This is a genomic window from Brevibacillus daliensis (assembly GCF_021245735.1).
GTDB lineage: Bacteria > Bacillota > Bacilli > Brevibacillales > Brevibacillaceae > Brevibacillus_B > Brevibacillus_B daliensis.
On the sequence record NZ_JAJISB010000010.1, the window covers coordinates 33,857 to 51,203 of the forward strand.

Annotated in this window: 14 protein-coding genes, 1 pseudogene and 1 riboswitch; of the genes and pseudogenes, 4 read left to right on the plus strand and 11 right to left on the minus strand. The window is 38.1% G+C overall.

Translation table 11 applies throughout. From position 1 onward, the window contains the following. Positions 1 to 151: 151 nt before the first annotated feature. The 9 genes and pseudogenes from LM917_RS10560 to LM917_RS24405 all read right to left on the minus strand — a co-directional run bounded on the left by LM917_RS10560 (position 152) and on the right by LM917_RS24405 (position 11,392). Complete coding sequence (locus LM917_RS10560; protein WP_232697476.1) at positions 152 to 4,786, minus strand: LPXTG cell wall anchor domain-containing protein; 4,635 nt, start codon at positions 4,784 to 4,786, stop codon at positions 152 to 154. A gap of 220 nt (positions 4,787 to 5,006) precedes the next feature. Next, on the minus strand, positions 5,007 to 5,696 hold the full coding sequence (locus tag LM917_RS10565; protein WP_232697477.1) for a class D sortase: 690 nt from the start codon (positions 5,694 to 5,696) through the stop codon (positions 5,007 to 5,009). Positions 5,697 to 5,729: 33 nt separating this feature from the next. Beyond that, the gene (locus LM917_RS10570) at positions 5,730 to 6,872 is read right to left on the minus strand and encodes a response regulator (RefSeq protein WP_232697478.1); all 1,143 of its coding nucleotides are present in this window, start codon (positions 6,870 to 6,872) and stop codon (positions 5,730 to 5,732) included. Positions 6,873 to 7,209: 337 nt separating this feature from the next. Then, entirely contained in the window at positions 7,210 to 7,779 is a 570-nt protein-coding gene (locus LM917_RS10575) for a GNAT family N-acetyltransferase (RefSeq protein ID WP_232697479.1), read from the minus strand. A gap of 76 nt (positions 7,780 to 7,855) precedes the next feature. Next, the gene (locus LM917_RS10580; protein ID WP_232697480.1) at positions 7,856 to 8,029 is read right to left on the minus strand and encodes a hypothetical protein; all 174 of its coding nucleotides are present in this window, start codon (positions 8,027 to 8,029) and stop codon (positions 7,856 to 7,858) included. A 123-nt stretch (positions 8,030 to 8,152) separates the two neighbouring features. After that, positions 8,153 to 8,863, minus strand: coding sequence for an AAA family ATPase (locus LM917_RS10585; RefSeq protein ID WP_232697481.1), 711 nt, complete (start codon positions 8,861 to 8,863; stop codon positions 8,153 to 8,155). 179 nt (positions 8,864 to 9,042) lie between these two features. Continuing rightward, positions 9,043 to 10,803 carry a dihydroxyacetone kinase subunit DhaK gene (gene dhaK / locus LM917_RS10590; RefSeq protein WP_232697482.1) on the minus strand — a complete coding sequence of 587 codons (1,761 nt, stop codon included), beginning with the start codon at positions 10,801 to 10,803 and terminating at the stop codon, positions 9,043 to 9,045. Positions 10,804 to 10,912: 109 nt separating this feature from the next. Continuing rightward, a pseudogene (locus LM917_RS10595) lies at positions 10,913 to 11,029 on the minus strand (iron-containing alcohol dehydrogenase); the annotation flags it as partial. A gap of 237 nt (positions 11,030 to 11,266) precedes the next feature. Further along, positions 11,267 to 11,392, minus strand: a complete 126-nt coding sequence (locus LM917_RS24405; protein WP_255668196.1) for a hypothetical protein — start codon at positions 11,390 to 11,392, stop codon at positions 11,267 to 11,269. 359 nt (positions 11,393 to 11,751) lie between these two features. Then, a riboswitch (cyclic di-AMP (ydaO/yuaA leader) is annotated at positions 11,752 to 11,894 on the plus strand. Positions 11,895 to 12,024: 130 nt separating this feature from the next. On the opposite strand from LM917_RS24405, the gene LM917_RS10600 reads away from it, so the two are divergent. From LM917_RS10600 to LM917_RS10610, 3 genes are read left to right on the plus strand one after another with little or no spacing between them, the layout of a single operon-like run. After that, a complete protein-coding gene (locus LM917_RS10600) occupies positions 12,025 to 13,164 on the plus strand; it encodes an ABC transporter ATP-binding protein (protein WP_232697483.1) in 1,140 nt (379 codons plus the stop codon). Further along, positions 13,157 to 13,816, plus strand: coding sequence for an ABC transporter permease (locus LM917_RS10605; protein ID WP_232697484.1), 660 nt, complete (start codon positions 13,157 to 13,159; stop codon positions 13,814 to 13,816). Before LM917_RS10600 ends, LM917_RS10605 begins: the two co-directional genes overlap by 8 nt. A 53-nt stretch (positions 13,817 to 13,869) precedes the next feature. Next, a complete protein-coding gene (locus LM917_RS10610) occupies positions 13,870 to 14,781 on the plus strand; it encodes an ABC transporter substrate-binding protein (RefSeq protein WP_232697485.1) in 912 nt (303 codons plus the stop codon). A 170-nt stretch (positions 14,782 to 14,951) separates the two neighbouring features. On the opposite strand, the gene LM917_RS10615 is transcribed toward LM917_RS10610, so the two are convergent. Next, a complete protein-coding gene (locus LM917_RS10615) occupies positions 14,952 to 15,380 on the minus strand; it encodes an NUDIX hydrolase (RefSeq protein ID WP_232697486.1) in 429 nt (142 codons plus the stop codon). A gap of 231 nt (positions 15,381 to 15,611) precedes the next feature. Here LM917_RS10615 and LM917_RS10620 point away from each other — a divergent pair, with 231 nt between their 5' ends. Continuing rightward, positions 15,612 to 16,388: a MurR/RpiR family transcriptional regulator gene (locus LM917_RS10620; protein WP_232697487.1), complete on the plus strand. Its 777-nt coding sequence runs from the start codon at positions 15,612 to 15,614 to the stop codon at positions 16,386 to 16,388. 626 nt (positions 16,389 to 17,014) lie between these two features. On the opposite strand, the gene LM917_RS10625 is transcribed toward LM917_RS10620, so the two are convergent. Further along, positions 17,015 to 17,344 carry a hypothetical protein gene (locus tag LM917_RS10625; protein ID WP_232697488.1) on the minus strand — a complete coding sequence of 110 codons (330 nt, stop codon included), beginning with the start codon at positions 17,342 to 17,344 and terminating at the stop codon, positions 17,015 to 17,017. Positions 17,345 to 17,347: the final 3 nt, after the last annotated feature.

A 17,347-nucleotide genomic window follows, 5' to 3' on the forward strand; every position in this document is an offset into this window, starting at 1 on the left:
AACTGGACTATCTAGACGGAAATTATAGTTGTTTTCGGAATAATGTTGCTACTAACAACAAATAAAAGGAAGCTACAGTATCCAAATCGTTATTAAATAGAATAGCCTGCTGAGACCATCAGCAGGCTAGTTACTATTCGTTATGTCTTTATTAGTTATGCATTTGTTTCTTTCTAATGACCAACAAGGCTAAACCAGTCAGAATAAAGCCAAGTCCAGCCAGTTGAAGAGGAAGATGGCTCTCTTCTCCTGTCTTAGGAAGCACATTAGAACGTGAGTTTTCTTCTGCTTTCACATTCTTCGTTGCTACCTTTTGATCCCCATTTGTATTGCCTTTATTTCCAGTAGCCCCTTTTACACCGTTATTATCTGTGACTTCACCTGAACCGTTTGCAGGTGGTACTGGTGTATTTGGATTAACTGGATCTACCGGATTAGTTGGATTTGTTGGGTTTGTTGGATCTACCGGATTTGTCGGATCTGTCGGATCTTTTGGATCTTTTGGATCTTTCGGGTCTTTCGGGTCTCGATCATCTGGCTTGTCCGAATCATCATCATCATCATCGTCATCATCATCGTCTCCTCCCCCGCCAGTTGCAGGTACACGAGAGTTTTCTATAGTTACTGTTGTCTCTTGTCCACCGACAACTTCAAACTTTGTTAACTTTGTCATAACTTCATAACCACTTGGTGCTGAGGTTTCCTCAAAATAGTACGTTCCTGGTTTGAGGTCTAAAACAAGAAGTTCCCCGTTTTTATCCGTACTTAGATTTGCCAATTCCTTACCTGCTTTGTCTGTAACAGGTTTCTTATTAGCGTCTAAAATACTGAATTTGGCTCCAGCAAGCTTGTTATCTGGATGATTCTTTTCAATCTTTGTCAGCTTTACTGATCCTGTTTCAGGTCCAGGAAGCAACTGATTGGTAAATTCAACTTCTAGTTGTTCTTTCTCCTTTAATTCAAACGTCAACGGATCCTTCGAGAGGACATACCCCGCTGGTGCCTTCGTCTCTACAAATTGATAGCTTCCAGGCTTCAGTTTATTGACCAGTATGATACCGTCCTGATCAGTTGTTAATCCGCTTTGGATTACGTTACCTTTCGCATCTCTTAATTCGAATTCTGCACCTGCAAGAGGTTTTCCACTATCAGCATCTGTCTTTTTCAATTCGACAGAACCCTCAGGACCTTGAGAACCAGGTAACTGGTTGGTAAATTTAACTTCTAGCTTTCCTTCTTCAACAATTTCAAACTTCAACGGAACCTTCTTGAGGACATACCCTGCTGGTGCCTTCGTTTCTACGAATTGATAGTTTCCAGCCTTCAGATTTTCGACCAGTATTATACCGTTCTGATCAGTTGTTAATCCGCTTTGGATTACGTTACCTTTCGCATCTCTTAGTTCAAACTCTGCACCTGCAAGAGGTTTTCCATTATGAGCATCTGTCTTTTTCAGTTCGACTGAACCCACATTAATTTTGTTCGTAACAGTTATAGACTTTTGTGTTGTTTGATCCGAATCAATCGTAAATGGAATCGGAGTGGAATCCAGCTTATATCCTTTAGGTGCCTTGGTTTCTATTAGTTGATAATTACCAGGCTTTAGATTAGAGAGAAAAATTTTACCATCTACATTCGTCTCTATTACAGTCTGCCCCTCTACATCTTTAAATGTTCCTCCATCTTCGAACTGAAGTTTGAAGATAGCACCCATCAATACCTTCGTTACCTCGCCAAAATCAACCTTGGTTAATTCTAAATCCCAAATACCTTTTGCATTTGAAACCTTAATTTCTGGTGATTTATCATTGAATGTAATTTTTTTACCATCCAAATATTCACTAGAGATTAAATAGCCTGATGGAGCTGAAAGTTCTTTTAACACGTACTCGTTATATTTATAGTTTTCGAATACAGCTTCACCATTGTCATCGGTCACTAGTTTTTTCAGCAAGGTTTGGCCTGTCTTATCATAGAGTCCGAATATAGCCCCCGCCAACGGTACGTTCGTATCTGCATCAACTTTTACGACTTTAATGTTTCCCTTACCTTTAGCCGCTCCGCCACCTGCTCCAGAAAGGCTGACGATGACACTACTGCCTTCCGAACCATCGACCTCTATAGTGGAAAGACCTTTCAATTTAGCATCGTTATTAATTTTCTCGCCGTCTTCCGCATTAATAAACGATTGATACTCTAAGATATATGCAGTCTCAATATCTTGTTTAAAAGTCAGCGTAAACGTATTACCTGTAATGTCTAACGTATATTCTGCTTTATCGACTAAATCACCTTTGGTTAAATCACCATTTTCCGCTACTTTCGTATGATATAGCTTGAAGGAATCAGGTAGCAAAAATTGATTCGCTGATAACGTGTCCGTTAATACAGCACCTTTTATATGAGATTGACTAAAGTTAATGTTTACATTCCAGTATGCAAACTCTTTGTCTACCCCTGTTCCTTGCTTACCTGTCTTTTTAACAAACTCTCCACCGTGTTTAGGGGAAACAGTAGCCCCTTTTTCAAATACTTTGGTAGAATTATCATTATCGATTAATGTCGCATGGTTACTATATACTTTTTCAACAGCTTTACCATTGAGGCTTGTCTTATAGGTAATGCGATACGCGGAGTTAATTGGTTTTAGAAACTTCAATTCAAAACCGTTTTTACCGTCTTCAAGCTTCGTTTCAACAGAATATTCCTCTTTTGGAACAATTGCTCCAACCTTTACTCCCTCATTATCGCCTGTAAGGATTAAATGCTCTACAGTAACGGAATCAGGATCAAATATTTGCTCACCAGTATAGAAATCCCGAACGATAGCTTGGTTCAGCTTATGAAGATTATAGTTCACATCGATTGTCCAGGTGATTTCTTTCTTTGTAGCATCATATGAGCCCGTTTTATTACCGTTATCCTTTGTATAACCGTCCGTGTTAACCGTAGCTGATCTGGTAATCGGTTCAGGAGCCCCGTCCCAGTTAAGTGTAGCTTTATTCTTATAAGTCACCTTTTTGATTTCGGATGGATCATAGAATGTAGGATCAAATTGTGTCTTATAAGTGATGGTGTGCTTTGTTGTAACATCTTTTAAAAATGTGATTTTTATTCCCTGTCCATAATCTGGATTAGCTTCCAGGGTATAATCCTTATCCTTTTCTAAACCACTAATACTAAAGGTTTCTGGAAGTAGCGTTAATCCTTGATCTGCAAATTCATCTGTGATGACCACATTTTTCATAGTCTTCTGGTCTTCATTCAGCGTAAGGTACCATGGGATCGTTTTTTTATCAAAATCGATTTTTCCAGCAGTCTTCCAAAAGATCGCTTGTCTAATATCACGAGTTGCTTCTTTTTCATGACCAGGAATCTTGACGGTATTCGTAACTGTGTATTTGTCATCAAAGATACGGTCTATAGCTTCTGTTTTATAAATCACTTCATAGGCAGCGTTAACATCATTATTAAATTCTAAGGTAAAACCGGTACCGGTTGGGGTGATTGTGTAGTCCGTTCCCTCAACAAGAGGTGTTCCAGTTTTTTGTTTAGCTTTTCCGCTATCATCAATTGTCATCTCGTATACGCTGAATGAGCCATCTACTAACTTTTGGTGACTGGTGTCAAAAGTATCCTCCAGCTTCGCATCAGCTTTTCCAATCATCTGTTCGTTATAATTGTACTGAATCGCCCAAGTAATCGTTTGGGTAGCAGGATCATATGCTGGCGATGTTTTATCAAGTGGTTGACTGTATTTTACTTCTACGCTAGCTGAATCCTCTTGTGGAGTGGGAAGATTACTTCCTGAGACTGTTGCATTATTGGAGTATGTTTCATTCGTTTTTTGGACAATCTTGGTTGTATATTCCACTCTGTAGGCACTCGTTATATCCCCAAGAGTAAGTTCAAATCCGTCATCAGTTGGATTTATTTGGTAATCTGTACCTGGAGTAAGCTCTCTCTTTTCGATTACATCTCCGTCTAGTTGAACCTCTAACTCCGTAACTTTAATCGAATCCATATCGATTTCCAGTCCATCTTTTGGCTGGAATGCATCTGTAAAAACTGCATCTTTAATTGCTTCTTCACCTTTGTTAAAATCAACCGCCCAGCTGATTTCACTAGGATTATATGCTTTATTAGGATTTCCTGTTTTACCTATCTCACTGTTATCTTTATTTTTGAAATGAACAGGAATCGTTATCTGATCGCCTTCAAAATCAAAAATAATCTCTTGTTTTGTACTACCTGAAAACTTTTTCTCTTCAAATTCTCTCCATACATAGAAGTAACCCGTTAACTCTGCATCATCATTAATCTCTTCATTAAAGGTAAAGGTAACTTGGCCATCTGGAGTTACTTCATACGTTCCAACTTCACCATCCAGATCATCTTCCAAAAGTTGGTCTACCTTAAACTTGTCTGGAAGGTCGAAAGTGAATGTCGCGCCAGCTTTATACCCATGACCAGCAGGAAGAGTCCATTCAAAGTCTACTTGGACACGTGAACCCTGGTCTGGACGGACTTCACTAATTAGATTTCCATCCTTATCCTTCATGACCACGTTGGTAATCAGATTTTCTTTAATTATCTCTGTTGTGTCACCTATGTCTGATTGAGTACCGTCCTCATCACTTTCAATCGGATCGACAATCTCCTCCTGAATTGGGAGTACTGAATCAACCAGTTCGTCATTAGCACTAGCAATTGACGAAGGCAACATGAGATTAAACAATAACCCTACAACTAAGATAAGGGATAGTGTTTTTCTAAGTCCCTTCATTTTTATCTCTTTCCTCTCATAATTTCATTTTTCTCTATTAAAAAGCTTGAAATGAATGCCTATAGCTTGATTACAACATTCCCTCCTTACGACCCGTTTTCTTCTAGGCAAGTTGTGTAAAAAGTAATTAGATTTTCTCAACAAAGTTGGCATGATAAGTAAGACAGATTGAATATACAAGAGTGCGTTGAACATTTTCTGAATATATAAAAAAAACTGCTCATCCCCTTTCAGGCGATTGAGCAGCTTCTGAGTCCAGTATTTTTCCTTTAATGATGAGGCGGTGAGTAGGGTTTTCCATCGGATGACAAGTAACCAAGGTGATTTCTTTATTTTCACCATTCCCCTTCAATACCCACACGTCCTCCGGCTTTACATATAATTTTTCTGTAACAATATATTCAAATTGCTGTTCACCGTTATCAACCTCTATTGTATCTCCCATTTTCATTTCATCCAGCCTATTAAAGTTCCTACCATATGTATAGTTCCGATGCCCAGCAATCGCATAATTCCCCACTTCACCGGCTTTCCCTGTATTTTCAATACTAGCTACTGTGGTTTTCATATTATGGTCAGTCGCACCATGAAGAATGGGTAGCTGTAAGTCGATTTCATCAATCCTCAAGATTCCTTCCATGTTTTCATAGCCACTGAAATCAGACATCGACTTCCGCTCTTGATCAACAGCTTTTTCGCTAGTAACTCCAGCTAGAGCATTTTTCTCAATCTCAATCTCACTATTCGATTGCGAAGTATCATTTACGTTTTGAATAATAGTGAAACTTGTTTGCCATTCCTTCACAAGCTCTTGCTGCTTATAATCATAATAGATTTCTGAGAGTTTCGGATAACCAATGATAAAAAGTCCTACTACTATAAGCAGTACAGACACGACTTTTCGTTTCATAAGAGGATCATTCCTACCTTTTGAATTACTGTACTACTGACTGCTTTTCCATTGATAATACCAATCTGTTATTTCCTTACTAGGAGTCACATCCAGCTCCTCTTTACACTTGATCGAAATAAGTTCGAACTGTTTTATCACTTCTAACGGGTGATTCAGTGCTGCATAGATGTTCATTAAGCCAAAATAGCCATCTTCCAGATAAGGTAATGTTTCTCGAATCTTTTGATACAGTGAGATAGCTTCTGTATATTTACCAAGCGAAGTGTAATATTCCGCGATCTCCTTAACATATTTCAACCAAATCAAACGAATGCGCTCCTGCTCATGCTCCGCCCACCAATATCGATGTTCTAGCAAAAAATCTCCCGTATATCGTTCCATAATCAACAAGTGTTCTTCTAGTGTCTCCGATGTTACAGGAGGGGCCTGACGCACACTATTTTCCCATTCTTCAACATCCAGCTTAACCTCTCCCCACACCAACCGATACCCTTCATCCTGGTATTTGATCTTCAAGTCGAGGCCAGATTCTTTCAATATTTTACGGATCTGATAGATTGCTGTGTATAATTGTGTGGTTGACCGCTTTGTGTCATATTCTGACCACAATAAATCAATTAGCGTTTCCTTTGTCACCGTTTTATCTCGAAAATATACCAGATAAGCAAACAACTCCGGTGCTTTTAATGTCCTCCACGGAAAGGTCTGCATATGTCCAGATGTATCAAGATAATGCATGTTCTGCAAACAACATAGAGTTGCTTGCGTATGAGAAGCGTCAATATTGTTCACTGCATGTTTTTGTGTAGATTCCTCAACTCGTTGCAGTGTCATAGCCAATCTTTGATGATTTACCGGTTTTAACAAATAGTCGAGTGCATTTAATTCAAATGCCTTCACAGCATAATCCCTATAAGCTGTAACGAAAATAATTTGGAGATGGGGTTGAATATGTACTAATTGTTCAGCTAATTCGAATCCATCAATCCCTGGCATCTCAATATCCAAAAAAGCCAGGTCAATCGTTTCTTGTTGTACTGCTTTCAAAGCTTTATATGGATCTTGGAAAGTACCTACCACTTCAAGATTATCTGCAGTTCCTGTTTGTTCTGACAAAAGCTTCTCCATCATTCTCAGAGCAAGTCGCTCATCATCTACAATGATTGCTTTCAAAGCTTTCACTCCTCAATAGAACTGATTCCCACAAAATAACTATAGTTTATCATACTTTTCTGAATAATATCGAATATTGTTATGCTATTAATTACTAGGAATTTTGAAGATCGTTTTTATCCTGTTTTGGAGAGAAAACCAGCTGGTTTTTTCAAGCTATTGGTTCTGTTTGTTTCCTAACAAAATTTTACAAAAGAAGTAATCCTCTGAAGTTTATCCGTCAAAAAAAGAAAGACCTCAGTCTCTCCTTGTTGATCAATCCTGTTATTAAGTTTCCTTATACAACCGCTGATTTTATTTATCCCTCATCGGCAAAGACTCTCGTACACTTTCTTACTCAACTCACATAATCTTCTTTTAAAATGCTGTATATTTCTACATCAATAATCCCTTTGCTTGACCAAAATGTTGCTTGTCTTAACGTCCCTTCCTTGATGAAGCCGTTCTTCAATAAAACCTTTTTAGAAATCTCATTGGCAGGCATCACTTCAGCCTGTACTCTGTTAACGTTGACATCCATAAATAAAAAATCTACCAGTATTTTAACCGCTTCAGTAGAAATTCCTTTCCCCCAATACGATTCCGCTAAAAAGTAGCCGATCGTAACCATGTTTAACTTTTGAACGATATCAAAGGCTTCAATTATTCCAACCAACCTATCGCTTTCGTTAGCAGCGAATATCCCCCATTTGACTCTCGACTTCTTATTAAAGTCCCTCTCATAATGTCTGATCATGGTTTTTACGATATCTTTTTTATGCTTGGGTATGATTCCACAGTATTCAAAAACTTTGTTATTACTATATATCTCATACAATTCCTCAAGGTTGCTATCTTCAATTTTCTTCAGAATCAAATGATCTGATCGCAGTATAGGGAACTGCTCAAAAATCACACTTATGTTCATGTCATCACCAATCCATATCTTCTTTATGCAGGACTCACGCTCCTGCTATCTACTCAGCTTTTGGGTTTTTTTATTCTTACAAAATCTCTGCATTTTTCAATGCATGCTCCCAACTTGGAAAATAAAACAAGGCACTTCTCATCAAATCAGGATCGTTTTGCTTCACTTGTTTTTTGCTAATCGAGATTCCGTTTGTATGTAGCTGTTTGATACGGCTAATTACTTCATCAGCTTTCAGAGGCATTTCCATTGGATACACACCTTTCTAAAACTATCATATTCCATATTTTTCACATAAACGTATATCTTTATGCCTCTGGCAGTTGAAGATAAGTCTGAATCCATGTCCACCTCGATCCCCTGAAAGTATCAGTTACTCATCAAATAAATCATTGAAAACTCTTTTTCTGTCTTCCAGAAAACGTTTGGTAATGATGTAATGCAACGTATCCTCATACTGAATTTCCTCAATTGCTTGAGCATCGAAGTTCAAAATTTGTGCGTCCTGATAACCAAGTAAGATAGGTGAATGTGTAGCAATGATAAACTGAGCATCGCTTTCTAGCTGTTTAATGACTCGCATCAATGCCAATTGCCTTGCAGGTGAAAGAGCAGCTTCCGGTTCGTCCAATAAGTATATTGCTTTTTTCCCAAAGCGATGATTAAAAAGAGAGAGAAACGCTTCCCCATGCGATTGTTGATGCAAAGAACGACCGCCATAGTATTTTAGGCTTCCTGGTAATGTGTCCAGATGAGATGCAAAATGATAGAATGTCTCCGCCCTCAGAAAAAAGCCATTCGTGATTTTGGGCATCCATGAAAGCCGAATATTCTCCCCCAGAGCGGAATGAGAAGAATCTACCTCATAGAAATTATTTTTTCCTCCTCCAGCCGTATTAAAGCCGCATTGGTAGGCAATTGCTTCAAGAATTGTCGATTTTCCCGACCCGTTTTCCCCAACAAAAAAAGTGACGTTTGTTCGAAACGAAATGCTATCTAAATTTTTTACGACAGGAATGGAAAAGGGAAATTCATCTGAATTCTTGCTTTCACTTCTCAGAATCTCAAGACCTCGTAAATACAATGAACTCAACTCCAAAGATATTTTTTCCATAATTTAGTTACTAACTTATACTAAGATATCCTTTCTTTGGGAATTTTTCAAACCTTCCTTTCGTCTAAAACACAATTGTCTATCAATTGAGGCAAGGAAATTCCACAAGAAAAAGAGGGGGTTATCGCCCCTCTTTTCCCAAATTCAATTTATTCTAAGACCAGAGATAATTCCGTGAAAATTTTGCCCAATGCAAAGGCTCCGGCATCTGGATAGCCCAAACTTCTTTCTCCAACAGTGCCTGCTCTTCCCATTCTTGCGACAATGGATTCTGTATTTTTTGCTCCTTGTACCGCAGCATGTGCAGCTTTGACAGCTGCTGTCTTGATATCGTCACCCTCTTTAGCACTTTGCTCCCAAGAATCAGAGTATGGGGCAAGAGCGTCAATCAAAGTTTTATCTCCGACAACGGCTCCTCTTCCAAAGGATCTTTCTCCTGTATCTTGGATTCCTTTTACAACGGCTTTCATCATTCCAGCAAAATCATCGATGGACAAATCGGTTTTGTCTTTGGCAAATTTACTTGCCGCTCGGAATGCCGAACCCCAAATCGGTCCAGAAGCACCTCCGCAATGCTCCATGATGATCAACGAGCACGCATGAAGGAAATCGCCTACACTTGCTGTGTCGTTTTCAATTATTTCTTTCCATTCGCGTTTCAGTTGCTTGAAGCCTTTTGCCACGCTCATACCAAAGTCACCATCGCCTGCATGAGAATCCAGTTCACAAAAAGCAACTTCATTCTCAATGATAACTTCACTCATTTTATCAAGTAGATATATCAAATTATGTAAGAAGAAAGTATTGTTATCAATCTTTGCATACTTCTTGTCCGTTTCACATTGATAAGATACTTCTTGATTCTCTTGCGAATCCACTGGTGTTTCTTCAAAATGCAGCGGGCTGAATGCTCCAGTAACTTGAAGAGCAGGGGTATCACAATTTGCCTCTACATAATGCTTCAACTGTTGATCCAATTGAATAATCGATACAGAAGCCCCTTCCATATCTATGCTTGTCATATAGTTGCCCACAAAAACTTTAAAGATGGATATATTTCTGTCCTTAATTTCTTGAACAACAGCATTTGCTAACAGATATAGTTCTTGTAGAGGCGTTCCTCCAAAACCGTTTATCAAAAGGGCGATCTCTTGTTGAGAACGGCCGCTTTTTTTAAAATCATTCAACAAATCTGTTACCATTTTCTTTGCCAGTTCATTGGCGGATACGTTCTTTTCTCTGCGAATCCCAGGCTCACCATGAATACCTACGCCATATTCGATTTCATCCTCATTCAGTTCAAATGTAGGTGTTCCCTTAGCTGGAACCGTACAAGATGTAAGTGCAAAACCAATGCTTCTGGTATGATCTATTGCTTTTTGGGCAATTTCCTTTACTTCACTTAATTGTTTTCCCTCTTCAGCGGCTGCACCGGCAATTTTATGAACCAATACGGTTCCCGCAACTCCCCTTCTTCCGACAGTATAAAGACTGTCTTCTACAGCAATATCATCATCGACTTTGACATAATCGACAAGTAATCCATCCTCACTTGCAAGATGTGCTGCATTTTTAAAATTCATGATATCTCCACTGTAATTTTTGATGATCAATAATGTACCTTTTTTACTAGCGAAGGCTTTTATCGCCTGGTAGATCTGAATTTGGGAGGGAGAAGCAAAAACGTCTCCGCAGACCGCAACATCTAACATACCTTTCCCGACAAATCCGGCATGTGCTGGTTCATGTCCGCTTCCTCCACCACTGATAAGTGTTACTTTATCTTGATTAAGTTCTCTTTTCTTCACTATCTTATATTTACTGTTGAACTCCAATTTTGGATGTGCGAGAACGATTCCGTTGCACATTTCTCTTACTAACGTCTCTGGATTATTTATAATCTTCTTCAACTTATTCACCCTTTCCCTTATATTCTTTCCCGATTTGGTCTGCTACGATAATAGCTGCGATTACATCTTCTTCACTCACCGAGAAAGGCATGTAATGAATTGCTTTCTTCTCGCCCTCTGCGACACATTTAGCGGTATCAAACGCTTTTCCACCACCTAAGCCTATTGTACAAGAACAATCATTTTCAGTGGCAAGTTGTTACAACCTTTTTACTTCATCCCGAGAACTGAAGAAAAGCAAACTTTATTCGCTCCTGCACTTCACAACTCTCCATTTTACATAACCTTTTAATCGAGGTTACTATTAAAATAAGGTCTATGTATGGTAGGTGTTGATTTTTGGCCAATAGAAACCCCCATTAGCACATCATGCATTTGTATCAAGCATAATTACTGAATTCCTTTTCTGAGAACAGCACTCCACATGACTAAAGTGCTTAAAAATGATAAACCACGAGATGCATTACCAACAATCAAAAACAACGATCCACCAGGCAAGAGCCAGTGGATCGTTGTTTATTACCATAGGGTATCGTTGCAATGTAGTATCGATTGTTTCCAAAATATCATGCCAACTTCTGCGCTTCATTGCAACCGGCTCATAAGTTTTGGACAAGGTGTGAAGGGTTGCGAGTTAACTACCCCACTGCTCAAATTGAATGTCGGTCATTTCCTCAAATTCCAGTGGGTTGCCTTTAGCTTGACTGAAAACAACACCAAAATATAATCCTCGAGGTTTTTACCGCTAATTTCCCAAAAAAATTAACATGTAACAGCAGGTGCAGTATATGCTTTTTTGGAAAAAGCAATACTGAAATTGATTGAATTTATAATAATAATTTGATATTTTGTTTTTTTCATGTATGATAGTTTTAACTAGACTTATGATATTACAACTATTATTCATATCTATTTTATTCTTTTTCTAACGAAAAATTTTTATCATTTAAATAGCAATCGCTTAAATTCCAATCTAATCAATTGGAATGCGGGGGAACCAATTTTTAGGGGCGAATCAATTTCTTTAAGATTTGTAGGGAACCATCTTTCCCGAGTCCGTCAGCTAACCTCGTCAGCTTTAGATGGGTCTTCTGTTTACATGTAACTTTAAACAGTTAGTTTCAAGGACCCTATTTTTAGGGTCTTTATCTTTTTATTTGACCCCTTTTTCGGGGTCTTTTTTATTATTCAAAATGAAAAATAAGGAAGGGATGCGTATGAATGGAAAATGCGATTAGATTCAGCAAAGTTTGCAAGAAGTTTGATCAAACAGATGTTATCTTAGATCTTTATCTTGAAATCCCTAAGGGGAAGATTGTAGTATTGGTTGGTCCTTCTGGTTGTGGAAAAACTACCTTGTTAAAAATGATTAATTTACTTCATAAACCTTCAAGCGGAAATATATTTGTTAACGATAAAAATACAAAAGAAATGGACCCTGTTGAGTTACGGAGAGGAATAGGTTATGTCATTCAACACGTTGGAATTTTTCCACATATGACCATCGCAGAAAATGTTGCACTTGTACCTCGATTAAAAAATGGAAAGTCCTCCTTTGACCAAACTAAAGTTGACCAAATGTTACAAATGGTTGGACTCGATCCAAAAATATATCGCAATAGGTACCCTGCAGAGTTGTCAGGAGGACAGCAACAACGCGTTGGAGTCGCTCGTGCATTGATGAGTGATCCCCCTATTATCTTGATGGATGAACCCTTTTCTGCTCTTGATCCCATTACACGGGAACAATTACAAGACGAGTTGATACGCATAAATCAAGAATTAAATAAAACGATTGTTTTCGTTACCCATGACATGGACGAAGCGTTAAAAATTGCGGACCACATTATTATTATGCAGAACGGAAAAATAATTCAACAAGGAACACCTGATCAACTACTAAGACGACCTGTAAATGATTTCGTACGCGAATTTATCGGTGAAAAACGGTTATCTTCTCACCTATCCCATATCGTTGATGATGTTATGATACAAAATCCAGTAACTATTTCACCCAAAAAAGGGTTAGCAGAAGCCTTAAAACTCATGCATCGGAAGCGGGTAACTGGATTAATCATCGTGGACTCAGAAAAAAAATATCTTGGATTAATTGACAGTAACGATATTTATAACCGCTATCAAGATGAAAACCTTATTATGCAAAATATTCTGCAAAATAACGCGGTTACTATTTTAACGGGGACACCTTTATCCGACGCGATCCCAATCATTCAAGAAACTCATTATGGATATGTGCCAGTAATTAGTTCAGATGGTAAACTAGCCGGCTTACTTACTCGTGCCAGCTTAATCGACACGCTGACAAAACCTTACTTGGAAAGGAAGGATAGCAATGAATGAACTAATAATGGTAATTGTAGATCGCTGGCCAGATATCGTACATGCAACCTGGCAACATATCTTACTATCTGTGGCTGCCATAGTTTGGTCAATCATTATTGCCGTTCCCATTGGAATATTTCTTACTAGGTACCGCACCTTATCTGGTCCGATATTAGGAGTTGTTTCAATATTCCAAACAATTCCAAGTCTTGCTCTTCTTGGCTTTATGATTCCTTTCTTTGGAATTGGTTCCTTACCTGCCATTATAGCCATGGTCATATACGCCTTACTCCCTATCATGCGTAACACCTATACTGGAATTGTAAATGTTGATAAATCATTGCTTGAAGCTGCACGTGGAATGGGAATGACAAAGTATCAAATGTTGGTCATGGTTGAACTACCCTTGGCTCGTTCCATTATTTTTGCAGGCATCCGAACAGCTACTGTTATGACAATAGGAGTTGCTACACTTGCTGCATTCATCGGAGCAGGGGGACTTGGAGATTTGATTTTACGAGGAATTGCAATGGTTGATACCGGAATTATTCTTGCTGGAGCTATTCCTGCTGCCATGCTTGCTATTCTTTTTGACATTTTTCTTGCTTGGGTCGATTGGAGTGTGACCCCAAAAGGACTTCGTATTTCTAAACGTAAAAGCCATTCATAAACAGAAGCACGCATGTTCGAAATAAAAATGAGTTGAATAGGGAGAGGATTTTTGTGAGTTCGAGTTGGATAGTAAAAGCTGGAATGATAAGTATATTGTTTGTGGGGACTTTATTAAGCGGATGCTCATTACCCACTTCAAATGCTTCTAATATAGTTACTGTTGTAGGAAAGGATTTTTCTGAACAAGATGTGTTAGCAAACTTGTTAACTGTAATGATTGAGCAAAACACTGATTTACAAGTTGAAACAAAGACCTTTTTAGGCGGAACTGACGTATGTTTTAATGCAGTGAAAACCGGAAGTGCTGATATGTATGTTGAATATACAGGTACCGGATATGTCAACATTTTAGGTAAGAAAGCTGCAACAGATCCACAAACTGTATATGATGTTGTGAAAACAGATTTTCAAAAAGAGTATCAATTAGAATGGCTGGAACCTATTGGTTTTAATAACACCTATGCCATCACTATAACTAAAGAGACTGCAGAAAAATACAATTTAAAAAAGATATCCGATTTGAAAGCACATGCTAGTTCTCTTACCCTTGGTACGACCCAAGAATTTTTGGAGCGTCCTGATGGTAAGAAAGGTTTGGAACAAGCATATGGATTCACTTTCAAAGATACAAAAGCTATGAATACTGGTCTTAAATATACAGCAATTAATGGAGGGGAAGTTCAAGTAATTGATGCCTATTCTACAGATGGTCAGTTGGTGAAACATAATCTAGTCACTCTTGAAGATGACCTTGGTTTCTTCCCTCCGTATTATGCTGCTCCATTAGTTCGCGCTGAAACACTGGAAAAACATCCTGAAATTAAAGAGGTGCTTAATAAACTAGCAGGAACAATTAATGATAAAGAAATGGCAGCACTAAATGCAAAAGTTGAAGTAGACAAACAAAAACCAAAAGTCGTAGCTACTGATTGGCTTAAAGAGAAAGGGTTAATTTCACCATAGAAAAAACATAAGCCTTATTGAATAGTAACGAACGTTCCAATTAAACCTTATCGTATTTCCCTCACCTTCGTCCCACTACTTTAGACGTCGGATGAAAGTGAGGGCGGATACAAAGAGCCTTTAGCTACTTCATGTATACGCAATGTGAACCCCGCTACTCAAATTGAATGTCAGTCATTCCGACGAGTATTCTCCGCCCTTTTTACACTCTCTTTTGTCCATGGGGGAGCTTTAGGATGATTGATTATCTCGTCATAAGTCATCCAATGTACCGTTTCAACCTCATCTGGACTCTTACTGTATGCTGTTCCGCTATCATATTCACATAAGAAAACAACATTTATTACATGACGTCCAGCATCCAACATAAAAGAAGTACTATAGATATACGTAACAGCATCTTTTACCTCAATGCCCACTTCTTCATAAATCTCTCGTTTAACTGTTCTCTCCAAGACTTCGATCGAATTCCCCTCAATGTCCACTTTCCCACCTACAAGAGATAAAGTCCCACCTGCGTGTTCTTCCTTAGCACTCCTTGTTATCATGAGCCATTTATCATCTTTGCAGACAGCACCTTCGACGTTAACTATGAACATGATTTCACCCCTTGACCGTTCATCTAAGAAATTAACTTTAATGCGTCCATGACGCTATACTAACTCCGCAGCACCATCTATAATTGTAAACATATTCGGGTTGAAAATAAAAAAGTAAATGTATTGTTTTTTCATAATTAGACAAAACTCTCTTCAAATAGAGGGAACCATTTTATATCGCTTACTGATAAAATGATCGTAAAGTTAATACTTTGAGAGGAATTAATAAATATGAGTAATATTTTTCTAAATATACCAGCTGAAACCTACCAATCCCTAAGTGAATCGGAACGATATTTATTAGACTACTTACATAATCACCTCGAAAGTATTCCTACTATGTCTATTGTGAAATTAAGCGAAGAAGCAAGCGTTTCAACTGCGACTATTGTTCGTTTAATGAAAAAGATTGGGTTTGATGGTTATACTTCCTTCAAATATGACATTAAAGATCAGTTACATTCAGCCATTTATTCTGATAGTATTCAGCAAATTGACTCGAAAATTAAGCAAGCCATTAAGAAAAATGAAATAGAAGTTATGAATACCATTTCGATGTTAAACATTGGAACAATTGAAGATGCGATACAAAAAATGTATGCTGCAGAAAAGATTTATATTTTCTCTCGTGGCTTTTCAGAAATGCCTGCAACAGAAATGACTGTGAAATTACAAATTACAGGAAAAAATTGCGAGAACCATACGGATCCTAATATTATTCGTTTACTCTCAAAGAGATTACAAAATAAAGAATTAGCTATTTTTATCTCGTTGAGCGGAGAAACAGCTGAATTAGTGGAGGCTTGTAAAAACTTAAAAATTAAACAAGTTAGTACTATTACAATTACTGCTAATGCGAAATCTTCTCTCGCCCAACTTTCCGAGCTAACCTTACATGGTTTTAAAAGTACTCTTTCATTTTTACCAGACTATGAAGTAAGATCTCGTCTACCCCTCGAGGTTATCGCACGTATCTTGCTAGACGCCTATATTATTCGAACTACTTAGTACAAGCAAACTTTCAGCTTTTCATGCAGGGAAAGAATCGGAAGAAGCAGGTAAGTAGTTTTCGTTCCTACATAGGGAACAAAAATAAGACTAGCAAATCAACGGAATGGTTGGATTGCTAGCTGCTTCTTCAATTTACGATCTGCCGCCAGGTCAAAATCCAGTCCCAACTTATGAAGAAGTTCCGGGCGCACCAATATCCTCGTCATAACTTCTACACTCCCCACTCCACGTGGTACCGCAAAATGATCAGTTATCTTTTGGCACCCTAAACATCACGGTATCCGTCCATTTTGTTGAAAATGGATTTCAGAAGTTTTCTCGATATACTTCATTCGCCCTATCGTAATAGCCTAATGCACAATTACGATTCATCATAAAAAATGCAAGAAAACGCACATAATAATAAACAGGTCAATCATGGTAGTATTTGACCATAATCAACCTGTTCAATGTAACAGAATAGCGTTATTGAGGATATAAATTTCAAGCATTGATGTGCGTACGATTGAATTGGAGAAATTTTTATTCGGGTATTACATGGGTTATATGGGTTATTGGATGAATGATAGGTTTATTCGGCACAGGGTAGCCCCACCAAACTGTAAATGAATACAACCAACCAACTACCCTATAAAAACAACTGCGTCTTTACGCTGAAATGCCTGTGGTAGTTTATCTTGAAGTCCTATTATCCTTTCAAATATTTTATCTTTTTGTTCCTCATTCAAATTTTTAGCCGCCCATTCTTTTATCAGAATTAGTTCCTCTATGATATACGGTACATCCTCCTCTTCTACATCAACACCTGTTGGAAAGAGGTCTGTCCATTGTAACCCTAATGATTCAATCGCAGGTAGCCAGCACTCTTTAAAAAACGATTCTGTGGCAACTGGAATAAAAAAGTTCCTTTCGTAATCATTTTGTGGGTCAAGAATTAATGCACTGATAGCCATAAT

Bases quoted from the DNA above. Each gene is read 5' to 3' on its own strand.
- LM917_RS10560 (WP_232697476.1), bottom strand. From the start codon at position 4,786: ATGAAGGGACTTAGAAAAACACTATCCCTTATCTTAGTTGTAGGGTTA.
- LM917_RS10565 (WP_232697477.1), bottom strand. From the start codon at position 5,696: ATGAAACGAAAAGTCGTGTCTGTACTGCTTATAGTAGTAGGACTTTTT.
- LM917_RS10575 (WP_232697479.1), bottom strand. From the start codon at position 7,779: ATGAACATAAGTGTGATTTTTGAGCAGTTCCCTATACTGCGATCAGAT.
- LM917_RS10580 (WP_232697480.1), bottom strand. From the start codon at position 8,029: ATGGAAATGCCTCTGAAAGCTGATGAAGTAATTAGCCGTATCAAACAG.
- LM917_RS24405 (WP_255668196.1), bottom strand. From the start codon at position 11,392: ATGAAGCGCAGAAGTTGGCATGATATTTTGGAAACAATCGATACTACA.
- LM917_RS10600 (WP_232697483.1), top strand. From the start codon at position 12,025: ATGGAAAATGCGATTAGATTCAGCAAAGTTTGCAAGAAGTTTGATCAA.
- LM917_RS10605 (WP_232697484.1), top strand. From the start codon at position 13,157: ATGAATGAACTAATAATGGTAATTGTAGATCGCTGGCCAGATATCGTA.
- LM917_RS10615 (WP_232697486.1), bottom strand. From the start codon at position 15,380: ATGTTCATAGTTAACGTCGAAGGTGCTGTCTGCAAAGATGATAAATGG.
- LM917_RS10620 (WP_232697487.1), top strand. From the start codon at position 15,612: ATGAGTAATATTTTTCTAAATATACCAGCTGAAACCTACCAATCCCTA.
- LM917_RS10625 (WP_232697488.1), bottom strand. From the start codon at position 17,344: ATGGCTATCAGTGCATTAATTCTTGACCCACAAAATGATTACGAAAGG.